Raw genomic sequence first — 13,185 nt, 5'->3', positions numbered from 1 at the left:
TCAAATATAATGAATAGGAGCACGAAAAATATTGACAAAAATCCTGTACTGCATAATGATCGTCATTGCGATTGAGCGCTTGGTCAGTTCGGCGAGCGGTCGCTCCATCAAGCTGGTGTTGGCCTATTAAAAGATTCCTAAAGTTGGCAGTCTGGAAGATTGATCGGGAAGATGATCCCTCGATTATTCCTCCGGTCTATATAAGTGGTACTTACCAATTATTTTTTAAGGAGGATCGTATGTCAGCAGGAGCATTAAAACCGCGATGGGGACAGCCTCTCACGGGAATTATCTCGTTCTTCGTGTTTTTGGCTATTGCTTTGGTGACCTGGTTCATTTTCAGTGATCCGAGAGGGCCGATAAAGTGGTTTCCTTATCCCTTCGTCATGTATCTGGCAATGATGATTCTGGTGGGAATCTGGCAACATATGTTCCTTGCAGACTGGCCGTTTCAGAAAATCGGACAGCCGTTGCGGGGAATCATTATGACTATCGCCAACCTCCTGTTGGTCTGGTTTGTGATAGATGTCGTCTTTTATCGAATCCTGGGGTTAGGCTTCAATTTCTTAAGCTACTATGGTCTTGAGGCCGCAGGCGGAAAACCGATATACGCGCAGGTCGCCGTAGTCTGTTTTGTCTTGATTGGTTTTTATACCTATCCGGTTGCGACAATTTTCTTTGGTAAGTGGCCTGTGCAGCCAAGTAACATTCAGCAGCCTGCCGCCGGGTTTGCCGAATTTGGTTGGGGATCTCTCATAACATTATTTGCCTATGTCATTCTGATAGTTCCATTTTTTGGAATACTGTTCAAAGTCCCTGTCGTCGACCCGCCCGTGGTCGCCGCGCTTAACTCGTCCTGGTGGGCAGGTATTGGCGGAACTGGCCATGTACACTGGGTTTTTGGTTGGTGGGAATGGGCAATTATTGTTCTGTTTATGACGGTTAATGTCTGGCGGATGAAGCCCTGGTCTGTCATTACCCTTCCGCAGCCCTGGAAAGGTCTTATTTCCGTTATTCTCTCGTTTGTTATAGCCTATGGTTTGGCCATCCTCTGCAGGAAAATTATCCCTATGTGGGTGCCGGTGGAAACATTTCATCTCCTTGAAGAAGAAAAGGGTCTTGCTGAAGTGCAACGTTTTCTCTGGCTGCATTCAGCAGAAATTGCCGGTTTCACCTTGATCCCGTTTTTGATCTGGCATCATTACTTTGACGATATCGCCTTTGGTTTGGACAAGGATGGCTGGTCGGCGTTCCTGCTCAGGACCATTGGGGTGTGCGTGTTTGCTGCCTGCAGCTACTGGGTGTTTTATTATGCCAATTTTGGCCACTGGGCACTGGGGAATCATCATATGGATGAACTGGCACACCGGTTCCCGCACGGAGAATCGCTTGTCTGGAATTTCTGGTGGATAATACCTCTGTTGTGGAATGAGTGGTTCTTCCATAAATGGCCGTTCTACGTCCATGAAGACTGATTTGACCTTAAGTTGATTGTGTAAGTAACGGTGGTTGCTGCTTTTTCAAGCAGCAACCACCGTTACCTTTTAAGACAGCCTCCGTACGCACGGACGTTTTTGCCAACTTGCCTGAAAGGAGTGATTGCATGTATCCACCAAGTGTAAATAAAAGCATCCTGACACCCATTGAATTCCTGACAAGAAGTGTCCTTGTCTACCCGGATAAGGTCGCCGTTATCCATGGTGAAAAACGTTATACATACCAGCAGTTTTCCGACAGAATTTATCGTCTGGCCAGTGCCTTGCAGCAAAAGGGTATCGGCAAAGATGACAAGGTCGCTTTTATTTGTCCGAATATCCCGGCAATGCTCGAAGCACATTATGCGGTGCCTCTGCTCGGGGCCGTCCTCGTCAGTGTCAATATTCGTCTTTCCCCCGGCGAGGTCTCCTACATCATTGATCACTCGGATGCCAAAGTGGTTGTTGCTGACAGCGAATTTGCCCACCTGGTCCAGCCTGGGGATTTACCAAAAGTAAAAACCTATGTTACCGTCTGCGATGCAAATGACACCATCACCCTTGATGGTCTTGAGTATGAGGCCTTTCTGGCGACCGGTTCCCCCGAGCCGGTGCCGGCCAATATCGATTCTGAAGATCAGCTGCTGGCCCTCAATTATACCAGCGGTACGACTGGCCGTCCCAAAGGGGTCATGTACACGCATCGGGGGGCATACCTGAATGCCATTGGCGAGGTGGTTGAGTCCGGCCTGACTGCGTCGTCGGCGTATCTCTGGACCCTGCCCATGTTCCATTGCAACGGCTGGTGTTTCACCTGGGGCGTTACCGCCGTCGGTGCGACCCATGTCTGCCTCCGGGCGGTGGTTGCAGCTGATATTTACCGTTTGATCGAAAAAGAAAATGTTACCCACCTCTGTGCAGCGCCGACGATACTTATTACCATGTCCACCTGGCCGGGGGCAGCCGATGTGAAAATGAAGCGTAAACTGCAGATCATGACTGCCGGGGCCCCGCCGCCACCGGCTGTGATCCGGAATATGGAAGCGATCGGTGCGCATATTACCCATACCTACGGCCTGACCGAGGTGTACGGTCCCCACAGTGTCTGTGCCTGGCAACCATCCTGGGAAAATCTATCTGCCGACCAGATGGCAGTTGTCAAATCCCGGCAGGGCGTCCCCTACGTTCTGACCCATTTTATGGATGTGGTCGATCCCGTTACCATGGTCCCGGTGCCAAGAGACGGCAAGACCATAGGAGAAATTGTCATGCGCGGCAACAATGTCATGGCCGGGTACTATAAGGATCCAGAAGGGACCGAAGAGGCCTTCGCCGGAGGCTGGTTCCACAGCGGCGATCTTGGCGTCACGCATCCGGACGGCTATGTCCAGATCATGGACCGGAAAAAAGACATCATCATCAGCGGTGGCGAAAACATCTCTACAGTTGAAGTGGAAAGCGTGATCTACAGCCATCCTGATGTGCAGGAAGTGGCGGTGGTTCCAGTGCCGGATGAGAAGTGGGGAGAGGTGCCCAAGGCTTTTGTCGTGCTCAAGGCAGGCAGAACTGCGTCAGCGGAGGATATCATCAACTTTACCAAAGAGCATCTGGCCCGTTTCAAGGCCCCTAAATACGTCGAATTCAGTGAGCTGCCTAAAACGGCTACCGGTAAAATACAAAAATTCAAATTGAGAGCCAAGGAATGGGAAGGGAAGAAGCGGATCGGCTAAGCTGATTTGACCTCTGCAAAGAACACCCGGGCACGATATTCGTAGCAGTGCCCGGGTTTTTCACAGTCATTTTAATTTCCAGTTGATCAGCTGATAATCGAAACATTCGGGGCAGCAGCCATGCGATAGCTCGGTACCACTTTTGGTGCGGAGATATTCTTCTATCTGGACCCATTGCCCAGTCCCTGGTTCTTTGCCGCTGTCGTCCCGGATTCTTTTGCAATACATGCAAATTGGTAAAACTTTTTCGTAGATCTTTATCTTTCGCAGCGCGTCCTGCCTGTTGAAAAAAAGTACCATCTTGCTGATAAGTTGTTCGACGTCGCACGGTTTAAGGATAAAATCATCGACCCCTGCATGCAGTGCATCGATCACAAGATCCATATTGCCGTGGCCGGTGAGGATGAAGACGCCTGTTTCATAGTGCGACTTCCTGATCTTTTGCAAAAGTTCCAGCCCGCTCATTCCAGGCATTACCAGATCGGTTATAACGAGATCGAAGAGGGTGGTGGAGTGGAGTTCTGCTAATGCCGCTTCCCCGCTTGATGCCGGCTGCACATGAAAAGAATTCTTTTCCAGATAGCTCCCCAGCGATTTTAAAATAGGTTGTTCGTCATCCACCAGGAGTATTGATTTATCGGACATTTCTTGATTCCTTCAAGACAAAAAATGTTGCAGTATCCTACCAGTGAGGAGCCGGGGTTGCACGCAGCTGTTCAGGTCAGACAGTCGTCCCGCCAGCAGCAGTCCATTTGGTCACAGAATTTGTCGCCCATCCGGAAACATGGCTGATTGCCTTCTCCGGTTTGGATTATTCTGATCAGGTCCGCTTTTTTGATTTTTCTTGGTTTTATGCCCATCTGCCTGGCTTTTTCCTGTACTTCGATTAATTTCATGGTGTGTTCCTTTATCTGTTTTTCCAGGGTCTGATCGCTTATTGCCAGACAGCGCAGCACCCTTACATGGCTCTCTTTTCCAGCAGGTACTTCACAAAAATTCGTTTGGCATTCTGGTAATCGCTCGGGCTGTAATGGTCGATGTTTTCTTTTATGTCGAATAATTTCTGGTAATATGCCACTAAGTTATGTAGCCCGTTTTCACATCTCAGGTCCTTGTCATTTGCGCCGGCCTTCGTGGTTTTTTCCGCGAAATTCTGCATTGAAACCTCCCTGGTCGTTTTTTTTCGATCTACCGGATTTGCCTTAGGTGTTCTCTTGACCACGCAGAACAGACGCTGATGCCTTTTGCCGTATGCCCGTCAAACGCTTCAGCGTCTGTTTTCCCGTCACTTAATTTTTATAACCTTATCTGCAGCAGGGCCTTTCTGGCCCTGGACAATATCGAAACTCACCCGCTCTCCCTCGGTGAGAGACTTGAAGCCAACGGCCTGAATTGCCGAATGGTGTACAAAAACATCGTTGCCGCCATCCTGTTCGATAAAACCATAACCTTTTGCATCGTTAAACCACTTTACTTTTCCCTCTGGCATGTTTCATACTCCTGTTAAATGAATAAAAATTACTTCTTGCTGCCGCCTTCGAGCAGTATTTTCCGCTCAACTTCTTTTGCCCCGGACATATTATCCTGGCTGACTTCTCGTGTGACACGCTGAATTTTTTACGACGCAGATTTGTAAGGGTTGCAGGTAAGGGCCGGGCAGGGAGCCTTCTTGATGACCTGCTCGGCAACACTGCCAAGCCACATTTTGCTCAATCCTTTGCGACCATGGGTACCAATTACGATCAGGTCCGCCTTCTGCTCTTCTGTAAAATCGATAATAGAGTCGACTATATCCCCCCGGATAACCTTTCCCCGAACCCCGGGAAGCGTGCCTCGATTCTTGTCAATAAGCTCCTGCATCATTTTTTCGGCAAGTTCGGTCATCTCCTCACCCAACGACCCAAGAGAGGGATATTCATAGCCGGCATATGTCTGCACTGGTTCCACTGCATGGATTAAGTACAGTTTCGCGTCGAATTTCTTGGCAATGTACCCCGCATATTCCACTAACTGGTCGGTATGCTCAAGAAAATCGATGGGTACGATAATTTTATGGATTTCTTTCATTGTGCACCTCTCTCGCCTATTTGGCTGTCAATTGCGGTAATCGAACGTGTCGGTACCGTTGGGGATATCGGGCAGCATCCATTCCCTGGTCAGCGGCAGATCATTTCTGACGCCGGCGGAAAATAACAGCTGAAACACGTGCATGCTGCCATGCAGAAACGAAGCGGAGCAGCCGGTGAGGTAAAATCGCCACATGCGAATAAAGCGGTCATCAAACATGGAACGGACACGTTTTTCATTTCGATCAAAACGCTCCCGCCACTTGTCAAGCGTCTTGCTATAATGTATCCGCATGTTCTCACAGTCTATAAAGTCCAACCCCATCCCGGTGGCATTTTTCAGGATCGAACCAAGATCTGGGATGTGGCATCCCGGGAAAATATATTTTTTAATCCAACTGTTCGTTGGCTCTTCTACGGTTTTACCGATGGTGTGCAAGAGAAGGAGTCCGCCTGGTCGCAGTACGTTTTGGGCATTGGCCAGAAACTGTTTCATGTTGGCCTTCCCCACATGTTCGAACATGCCGACCGAGACAACTTTGTCAAAGCTTTCCTTGCTTTGGGCAAGTTCCCGATAGTCCAGATATTCCAGGCGGATACAATCCTGGAGCCCCTCCTGTCTGATCTGCTGCCGGCCGTATTCTAACTGTTCTTTTGAGAGAGTTATGCCGAATCCCTGCACACCGTAATTTTTCGCTGCATTGATGAGCAGACTTCCCCAGCCGCAGCCGATGTCAAGGAGACGTTCATTGGGGTGCAGCTGGAGTTTGCGACAGCACAGGTCTATTTTTTGCGTCTGGGCCTGTTCCAGGGAATCCTGATCGTCTTGAAAATATGCACAGGAATAGATCAGGTTTTGATCGAGCCACAGCCGGTAAAAATCGTTGCCAAGATCATAATGGAAGGAGATGTTTTGTCTGTCGGCTTTTCTGCTGTTTCTCTGCAGGATATTCAGCTTGAAGATATTGAACAGGGCCTGACTGGTTGTCGCCTGCAGTTTCTCGGACGATAAGCCAACCCTGACGACCTCCTTGAGATCGCCCTCGACCTCGATATCGCCGTTCATATAGCCTTCACCAAAGCCAAGCGGCATATCAACGAGCATTCTTTTTAGGGCCTCTCTGCTCTTAAAATGCAGCTTGAAATCATTGCCGGTTCCGAACTGCCGTACACTGCCATCCCAGAATCTGACAGTGAAATTTGCGTCATCGAGCTGGGCAAGAGCGTCGTAAAAAAGAGATTGTAAAGTTGTTTTTCCCATGGAAGACATCGTCATTCCTCGTCATTTTTTTAAAATGGTCGGGTTCAGCAGTTGGAACTCCGGTAAATGGGAACGTGTGTGCTAGGTACACATCTGTCTGGTTCAAGTCGATCGGATCCAGTTCTTCCTTCATACTTGTCAGCAGCGTCGCGGGGTATCCAGTTGCCCAGAATTGCACGAAAGGTTGGACAGGGAAAGCCGACCACGTCCTGCCGGATACTCCCTGTCCTTATTTCCCCCTCTCGCCGCTTCTATTTTATTTCAATCTGGGCAACTTTTTCCTTGGCGGCCTTGGACTTGGGCAGTTTAAGAGTCAAGACTCCATCCTTGAAACCCGCCTCAATTCCATCTTTCTCAACTTCGACGGGTAACCGTACCGCGCGGTAAAATGAACCGCTGCGCCGTTCGATGGTATGATACTGCTTGCCTTTCGTCTCTTTTTCCTCTTTTTTTTCACCTTTAATGGTCAGAAGGTCACCGTCAAGGGAGACATGAATATCCTTTTTTTCCATGCCCGGCAGATCGGCTACTACCTCCATGCCATTTTCCGTTTCGCTCACATCAAGACGCGGGCTCCAGCCAATATCCATATCCTCGTCCAGGTTATGAAAGGGAAAACCGAACCACATCTTTTTGACCATGTCATCCATATCCGAAAAAACACTCGGGGACGAACTGCGCTTTTTAAACGGCAATAAATCAAACATGTTATGTCCTCCTCTCGAAAAATTATTCAGTGTGTCTGAAAAACATCCCGCAAATAGAGCTCGAGCATCTATTCTTCAAGAATCGTATAACGTTTTCTGGTAACGTTCATATGAGTTCTGATCATTGAACGGTGGCACCTGGTCAAAAAGAATTTTCAACCTCTTTTGCTGTACCAGGTCAAGATCGAGAAACTCAACGCTGTATCGCCAGGTTGGTGTCTTACTGATGGGATCTGCGATTGAAATTTTCGCTTTAATGCTTCCCTTGATTTCATTGACCAGAAATTCAAATTTCGTCAGGTTGTCAAAGATGAGGATCTCCATTTCCAGTGCACTCGCCGGGATATCGGTTTCGCTGGCGTGCAGAAACGAGAGTCCTCCTGGAGCTATATCATAAATTCTGCCTACGACGGGCTTGGCAAAATTCGTCAGTGCAACGATACCGTTGGCCCTGGTTCGGTTTGATGAACGTTTGGCGTGATGAGTCGCCAGCAGCGTGCCGGGCATATAGGTATATTCCCTGTCAATTTTATTTTGACCGGAGGCGGCCATGCGTGGCCGGTTGTCAGCAACAGGTAAAGTTTCGCCGGTTTTTTGGGTCTTTATGGGGGGTGTTGACAGGAGTTGCACCGCATCTCTCCGACTTTTCTTTTTCGTCAAAATGTGATCCTCGCCAGGAAGAGGAGATCTTATTGCTGCGACCTGTGTCGCGATTGGACTGAGCGGATTGATGCAGGCGGGCAGAGCCTGCGCTGTACGGCTCTCATTTCCCGCCAGAGGAAAACCACTGTGTCCTGGCAGAAAGTATGCAGCAGGAGAAGGATGGGGACAATACCGCAGATGAGCGAAAAAGTACGGTATTAAAATACCGTACTAAAGCCTGGAAGTAAGGAATTTCTTGAGGTTTATTTTCTTGTTTTTCAACCGCAGTTTTTCCCGGATATTTTCTCGATAAGATTCTACCGTACTGATGGTAAGGCCGAGTAGATCGGCTATCTCCTTGGTAGTTTTGTTCTGTCTGATATAGTTGATTATCTGCAGTTCCCGCGGGGCCAGTTTGGCCTGGATAAGGAGATTGTCATGCGGTTGATCGGTGAAGACATCAAGCAGATTGGCCTGGGCGGTGGCCATATAATCCCTGGCCGGACCACTCGCTCTGCTCTGCGCCTTTTTTAACAGCGGCAGGACCGTCTCTAGCGTTTTTGCGGCAAATTCCTGCCTGATATCACGGAGCTCCCTTTCTCTTCTTTTCATGACCACACTGAGTGTGGTGTTGGTATCCTGGAGTTCCTGATTTTTATCCTGGAGCTCTTTCTCCCTTATTAATAAGGTAGTCAAGACGGTCTGCAGTTCATCGACGGTATGGGTCAATTCTGCCGTTCTTGCTTTTACCTGCTGCTCCAGGCTGGCCTGGGTCTGCTGCAGCTGCAGTTCTATTTTTTTCCGAGCGGTTATTTCATTTTTCAGTTGTTCATTCTGGCTGCGCAGTCTGGCAACCAGGTCCTGTTTTTCAAAGCTCCGGTTGGCTTTACTTAAGAGGTCTTCAAAATCGCAGGGTTTCTGCAGGTAATCGTCAGCCCCCAGCTTTAATGTTTCCACGGCCGAACGGACATCGCCATAGCCGGTCAGAACGATAACGCCGATGTCGGGATGAAGCGTTTTGGCATGTTTCAAAACCGCGATGCCGTCCACCCTGGGCATAATCAGATCGGTTATCACCAGGTCATAGCGGTTTGCCCGAAGAAGCTCTATGGCCCTCTGGCCATCTGATGCGGTCGTTACGCTGAAGTTATTTTTTTGCAGAACCCAACTGATTGAGGTGAGAATGCTCTCTTCGTCATCGATCAGCAGTATCGATTTATTGCTCATCAATCTCACTCTCAATTGCACTTTCAATGGGCAGGAACACTGAAAAGATGGAACCCTTGCCGGGTTCGCTGCGCACCTCAATTCTGCCGCCATGCTTTTTGACAATGCCGTAACTCACCGGGAGACCAAGACCGGTACCTTTCATCTCCGGCTTGGTGGTGAAAAATGGTTCAAAGAGACGTTTCATATTGGCAGAACTTATGCCCTCACCATTATCCTGAACCCGGACGACAATATACTTTTCGCCGGCTGTTTCAGTGCTGAGCGTTATTATGCCGCGCCCGGCACATGCATCGGCGGCGTTGTTGAGGAGGTTGAGAAAGACCTGTTTCAGTTGATCGGCCACCGCGGTAATGTGGGGAAGGTTGGCGCCATATTTTCTGACAATGGTGATTTTCCGGTTATGAAAATCTTTCTTGCAGAGCAGCAGTAACGCATCAATTGCAGAGTGCAGATCAACCGGACCGGGTTTGCCCGAGGTGGGCCGGAAAAAATCCTGCAGGTCGGCGATCAGGTTCTTCATTCTGTTGCATTCCTGCAGAGCAAGAGCGACAAGCTCCTGTTCATTTTTGTCAAGGGTTGCATATTGGCTTATCCCCTTGATAATGGTCATGACACTCTGCAGGGGATTGTTGAATTCATGGGCGATAGACGCGGAAAGATTGCCCACGGCACTCAGTTTTTCAGAATGGAGCAACTGGGCGTGCGACTGCTGCAGCTCAAGTGTTCGTTCCATAACCCTTTGTTCTAACTCGTCATAGGCTTTTCTCAGGGCTTCTTTATCTTTTTGTTTCTCGGTAATATCGAAGAGGTAGTGCAGATAGAACTCCTCATCAACGGGAATCCAGAAAGCGTCCCAATATCTGCCGTGGGCCCAGAACTGTCCATTCTGTGCCTGGCTCTCTGCGCCGCTCTTTGGCGCGAGGCACCAGGGGCAGGGGGATTCTCTCTGCATCCAGCCTGTATAACAGCGATGGCCGGGGATAGCGCCTACGGCAGCAGCGGCCTTGTTCGAGGCGACAATCAGCCGGGTGTTGTATGTCAGCAGCATGGCGATGCAGGGAAGCGCGTCGAGAAAGAGCTGGCGGAGTCGACTCTCTTTCTGCAATCTTTCTTCGGCAACTTTCAGTTGGGTGATATCCCGGCCAACCGCCTGATATTCAATCAGCCTGCCCTGTTGATCGAATAAGCCCCTGCCGCTCCACTGCTGCCAGCGGAGCTTTCCATCCGGCAGATAGACGCGATGTTCGATAATCCTCTCCGGTTGGTCAGGGGTAAGCGTCGTAAAATGATTCCGTACCAGTGGCAGGTCGTCTGCATGGATATTCGGCAGATAGTTGGTGCCGAGTATGTCCTTGAAGTCAACCCCGAAATATCGACAGTAGGCATCGTTGACAAAGGTCATCCGTCCTTCGGGGTCGAAGCGGCAGATCAGCTCCGTCTGATCCATGACTATCGCCCGGTATCTGTTTTTCATCTGGAGGAGGGCAGCCAGTTCGGCTTCCTTGCGGATGGTGACATTGTATACAGACATGCGCAGCTGCCCGGGAGGGTCGCTGCCATCCGAGTACAGGATCATTTCCAGCTGGGCATAAAAAAGAGATCCCTCTCTTTTCTGCAGGCGCAGTTCAAAAGACTGCTCCTGTCCGGTCTCCAGCAGCTTCTTTCGGTGCAGGTAGAATACGTCCTGATCTTCGCTGACGATAATGTTGGAAAAGCGCTGGCTGAGCAGATGTCCCCGGGCCACCCCCAGCATGGTGCCGGCAGTCAGGTTGGCTTCGACGATCAGTCCTTTATCGCTGATGGTGAAATAGGCCACCGGGGCAAAGTCATAGAGGTCGGCATAGCGACGACGGGATTGCTCCAGCTCTTCCTGGGTATTGCGCAGATCCTCGTTTTGCAGCTCCAGTTCGATCTGATAGGTGTGCAGTTCATGGATCAGTTTCTTGGCCTCTTCCACCGTTATCTCAGCCTGTTCCGGCGCAACAGTAAGAAACTTTGTCGCCCGTTCACGCAGTTCGCGTAAATTTTTATCGATGGTCTCTTTATCCAAGCAAATCTCCTTGTCCATCTCAAGCCCAGGTCTCACAACTTTGTTGAACGGACAGCAGGGTGTCGTTTAACCGCGGCTCCTTTTGTTTCCTGCCTGCATAAAAATTGTGTGCGGCAACCGCATGGGAAAAGCGAGTCGTCGCAAAGGATGTATCTGGCCCTCTCCACGTTTACCGGGGGGGATTTGTCTGATGATATAGTATTACCGAGAACTTAACGCTTGCACAATGCTTTTTCTGCTTTCCCCTAGTGTTCAGCTACTGCACCAGGTGCGAGCTGTTTGTTTCCCGGGACGCCTACACCCATCTTTGGGGACTTGGCTGCGCCTCTTTCTGGTTCCGCAACCGGGTTGTGATGCGATGGCCGAAAGGGCCGAACAGAACATAAATGCTCTTTACCGGATCTTCATCTTGTGCTTATCTGAAGGGATTATCGTTTACACCACTCCTTATCATGGCTCATGATGCTGGCAACCGGCTCTTTGCCCTGGCTGTCCCGGCCTCCAGGGCTTTGCAGGCAAGGGTTGGCGGAGCAGACAAAGATCATACGGGGAAGCCTGTTGTTTACTATCGTGGAGATTGACCAAGAGACATGAAAACCGAAACTGACATAGCCACGTGCCCCTTGTGCAATTGCCGCGAAACGGTATTGTTTTTTCAGGATAAAAAACGAAGGTACCGGCAATGTCAGCAATGCCGGCTGGTTTTTGTCCCCAGTCGATATTGGCTGCCTGCCGATCAGGAAAAGGCTGTTTACGACCTGCATGAAAATGATCCTGGCGACCAGGGGTATCGGCACTTTCTGAGCCGGTTAAGCTCGCAATTATTGGCAAAACTTAAAGCGGAACCGGGACAGAGGGGCCTGGATTTCGGGTGTGGGCCGGGCCCGACTCTGTCAAAAATGATGGAAGAACATGGGCATCAGATGGACCTGTACGATCCATTTTTTGCCGATGACCCGGCAGTGTTTACCAGAAGATATGATTTTATCACCGCCACCGAGGTTGTGGAACACCTGCGCGATCCGTATCGACAATGGACAAGATTATTTGTCCTGCTCAAGAAAGGCGGATGGCTGGGCATCATGACCAAGCTGGTTACTGATAAACAGGCCTTTGCTTCATGGCACTATATCCGTGATCTGACGCATATCTGTTTTTACAGTCAGCCTACTTTTTCCTATCTGGCTGCATGTTTTGACGCCGAGCTCTCTTTTGCTGCCGATGATGTCATACTGTTCCAGAAAAGGCAGGAGTAGCCACCATCGTGCCGTGTGGGCTTTCGCGGCACAATCATCGGCTTTTCTGGCACCTTACCGATTTATTTGGTGTTCTTTTCAAGAAATAAATCGGTCTCAAGGGAGGTATCCCGGCCTCTTTTCCGTTTACCTGGGTTGGTTGCTTCCCGGGTAAAGAATTTGGGATAGACCCTGCGATAGGCGGCAAATATCTCCTCGAATGGCAGGTCGGCGAAATGACCGTAATCTCTGACGTATTCCATGTGCTTTTGCCCAAGGGTATTGTATTCGTGGAAGATGGAATCCGCTGTTCCGTCAAACTCAAGCGGCTGTACATCGAACCGGGTGCAGAGTGACAGGTTGAAGGCGGGCGTTGCTTTCACCCATTTGTCATGGAGATACAGCTCGGTGTAGCCGTGGTAAACAAACAAATCCGTGCCCATCGCATCCCGTAATCTGGCGGTGGATAAATGATTGGTGACATCGGCAAATCCAAGACGGCTGGGAATTTTCTGTTGTCGGGCAAGAGCGGCAAGCAGCAGCGCCTTCGACACGCAATAGCCGCTTTTTTGCTGTAAAATCGAGCTGGCTTTCATGGCCGTCCGGGAATATTTCAGGTCGTATGGGTTGTATAAGATCTGATCCCGGACTGCATAGTAGAGAGCTATGGCCTTTTCAGCCGGGGTGTTGCGGCCGGCGCAGACAGCTGCGGCAAAATGGACCAGTTCTTCATTGTCAAAGTCGAGGAAAAAGGTTGGCTTAAGGTAGTTTTGTAAATCTTCAGACATA

General features: G+C 49.7%; 14 protein-coding genes. 3 read left to right on the top strand and 11 right to left on the bottom strand.

Features of this window, described 5'->3' with window-relative positions; all coding sequences use genetic code 11:
• The first annotated feature begins 239 nt into the window (after positions 1-239).
• Positions 240-1,475 carry a hypothetical protein gene (locus FCL47_RS09115; protein WP_136813190.1) on the top strand — a complete coding sequence of 412 codons (1,236 nt, stop codon included), beginning with the start codon at positions 240-242 and terminating at the stop codon, positions 1,473-1,475.
• Between the two features lie 128 nt (positions 1,476-1,603).
• Positions 1,604-3,205 carry an acyl--CoA ligase family protein gene (locus tag FCL47_RS09110; RefSeq protein WP_136813189.1) on the top strand — a complete coding sequence of 534 codons (1,602 nt, stop codon included), beginning with the start codon at positions 1,604-1,606 and terminating at the stop codon, positions 3,203-3,205.
• 66 nt (positions 3,206-3,271) lie between these two features.
• Here the strand turns inward: FCL47_RS09110 and FCL47_RS09105 are convergent, their stop codons facing one another.
• The 10 genes from FCL47_RS09105 to FCL47_RS09060 all read right to left on the bottom strand — a co-directional run bounded on the left by FCL47_RS09105 (position 3,272) and on the right by FCL47_RS09060 (position 11,161).
• Positions 3,272-3,850, bottom strand: a complete 579-nt coding sequence (locus FCL47_RS09105) for a response regulator (protein ID WP_136813188.1) — start codon at positions 3,848-3,850, stop codon at positions 3,272-3,274.
• A 71-nt stretch (positions 3,851-3,921) separates the two neighbouring features.
• Complete coding sequence (locus FCL47_RS09100) at positions 3,922-4,101, bottom strand: SAP domain-containing protein (protein WP_136813187.1); 180 nt, start codon at positions 4,099-4,101, stop codon at positions 3,922-3,924.
• Between the two features lie 62 nt (positions 4,102-4,163).
• Positions 4,164-4,364, bottom strand: coding sequence for a hypothetical protein (locus FCL47_RS09095; RefSeq protein WP_136813186.1), 201 nt, complete (start codon positions 4,362-4,364; stop codon positions 4,164-4,166).
• Positions 4,365-4,490: 126 nt separating this feature from the next.
• The gene (locus FCL47_RS09090) at positions 4,491-4,694 is read right to left on the bottom strand and encodes a cold-shock protein (protein ID WP_136813185.1); all 204 of its coding nucleotides are present in this window, start codon (positions 4,692-4,694) and stop codon (positions 4,491-4,493) included.
• A gap of 128 nt (positions 4,695-4,822) precedes the next feature.
• Positions 4,823-5,272: a universal stress protein gene (locus FCL47_RS09085; RefSeq protein ID WP_136813184.1), complete on the bottom strand. Its 450-nt coding sequence runs from the start codon at positions 5,270-5,272 to the stop codon at positions 4,823-4,825.
• A 27-nt stretch (positions 5,273-5,299) separates the two neighbouring features.
• Positions 5,300-6,532 carry a cyclopropane-fatty-acyl-phospholipid synthase family protein gene (locus FCL47_RS09080; RefSeq protein ID WP_167496434.1) on the bottom strand — a complete coding sequence of 411 codons (1,233 nt, stop codon included), beginning with the start codon at positions 6,530-6,532 and terminating at the stop codon, positions 5,300-5,302.
• Positions 6,533-6,783: 251 nt separating this feature from the next.
• On the bottom strand, positions 6,784-7,239 hold the full coding sequence (locus FCL47_RS09075; RefSeq protein ID WP_136813182.1) for an Hsp20/alpha crystallin family protein: 456 nt from the start codon (positions 7,237-7,239) through the stop codon (positions 6,784-6,786).
• Positions 7,240-7,314: 75 nt separating this feature from the next.
• Positions 7,315-7,899 (bottom strand): PilZ domain-containing protein, encoded by a 585-nt coding sequence (locus tag FCL47_RS09070; RefSeq protein ID WP_136813181.1) that lies wholly within the window; start codon positions 7,897-7,899, stop codon positions 7,315-7,317.
• 213 nt (positions 7,900-8,112) lie between these two features.
• On the bottom strand, positions 8,113-9,108 hold the full coding sequence (locus tag FCL47_RS09065) for a response regulator (protein ID WP_167496433.1): 996 nt from the start codon (positions 9,106-9,108) through the stop codon (positions 8,113-8,115).
• A complete protein-coding gene (locus tag FCL47_RS09060) occupies positions 9,098-11,161 on the bottom strand; it encodes a PAS domain-containing sensor histidine kinase (RefSeq protein ID WP_167496432.1) in 2,064 nt (687 codons plus the stop codon). Before FCL47_RS09060 ends, FCL47_RS09065 begins: the two co-directional genes overlap by 11 nt.
• A 608-nt stretch (positions 11,162-11,769) precedes the next feature.
• Here FCL47_RS09060 and FCL47_RS09055 point away from each other — a divergent pair.
• Positions 11,770-12,417: a class I SAM-dependent methyltransferase gene (locus FCL47_RS09055; RefSeq protein ID WP_167496444.1), complete on the top strand. Its 648-nt coding sequence runs from the start codon at positions 11,770-11,772 to the stop codon at positions 12,415-12,417.
• Between the two features lie 62 nt (positions 12,418-12,479).
• Here the strand turns inward: FCL47_RS09055 and FCL47_RS09050 are convergent, their stop codons facing one another.
• The gene (locus tag FCL47_RS09050; protein WP_136813177.1) at positions 12,480-13,184 is read right to left on the bottom strand and encodes a transglutaminase family protein; all 705 of its coding nucleotides are present in this window, start codon (positions 13,182-13,184) and stop codon (positions 12,480-12,482) included.
• Position 13,185: the final 1 nt, after the last annotated feature.

Origin of the sequence: Desulfopila sp. IMCC35006 (assembly GCF_005116645.1) — a bacterium.
Taxonomy (GTDB): Bacteria; Desulfobacterota; Desulfobulbia; order Desulfobulbales; family Desulfocapsaceae; genus Desulforhopalus_A.
This window is presented reverse-complemented; position numbering and strand designations above follow the sequence as displayed.

Coding starts and splice junctions, on each gene's coding strand:
- FCL47_RS09115 (WP_136813190.1), top strand. CDS start 240: ATGTCAGCAGGAGCATTAAAACCGCGATGGGGACAGCCTCTCACGGGA.
- FCL47_RS09105 (WP_136813188.1), bottom strand. CDS start 3,850: ATGTCCGATAAATCAATACTCCTGGTGGATGACGAACAACCTATTTTA.
- FCL47_RS09095 (WP_136813186.1), bottom strand. CDS start 4,364: ATGCAGAATTTCGCGGAAAAAACCACGAAGGCCGGCGCAAATGACAAG.
- FCL47_RS09085 (WP_136813184.1), bottom strand. CDS start 5,272: ATGAAAGAAATCCATAAAATTATCGTACCCATCGATTTTCTTGAGCAT.
- FCL47_RS09110 (WP_136813189.1), top strand. CDS start 1,604: ATGTATCCACCAAGTGTAAATAAAAGCATCCTGACACCCATTGAATTC.
- FCL47_RS09090 (WP_136813185.1), bottom strand. CDS start 4,694: ATGCCAGAGGGAAAAGTAAAGTGGTTTAACGATGCAAAAGGTTATGGT.
- FCL47_RS09065 (WP_167496433.1), bottom strand. CDS start 9,108: ATGAGCAATAAATCGATACTGCTGATCGATGACGAAGAGAGCATTCTC.
- FCL47_RS09075 (WP_136813182.1), bottom strand. CDS start 7,239: ATGTTTGATTTATTGCCGTTTAAAAAGCGCAGTTCGTCCCCGAGTGTT.
- FCL47_RS09100 (WP_136813187.1), bottom strand. CDS start 4,101: ATGAAATTAATCGAAGTACAGGAAAAAGCCAGGCAGATGGGCATAAAA.
- FCL47_RS09080 (WP_167496434.1), bottom strand. CDS start 6,532: ATGGGAAAAACAACTTTACAATCTCTTTTTTACGACGCTCTTGCCCAG.
- FCL47_RS09050 (WP_136813177.1), bottom strand. CDS start 13,184: ATGTCTGAAGATTTACAAAACTACCTTAAGCCAACCTTTTTCCTCGAC.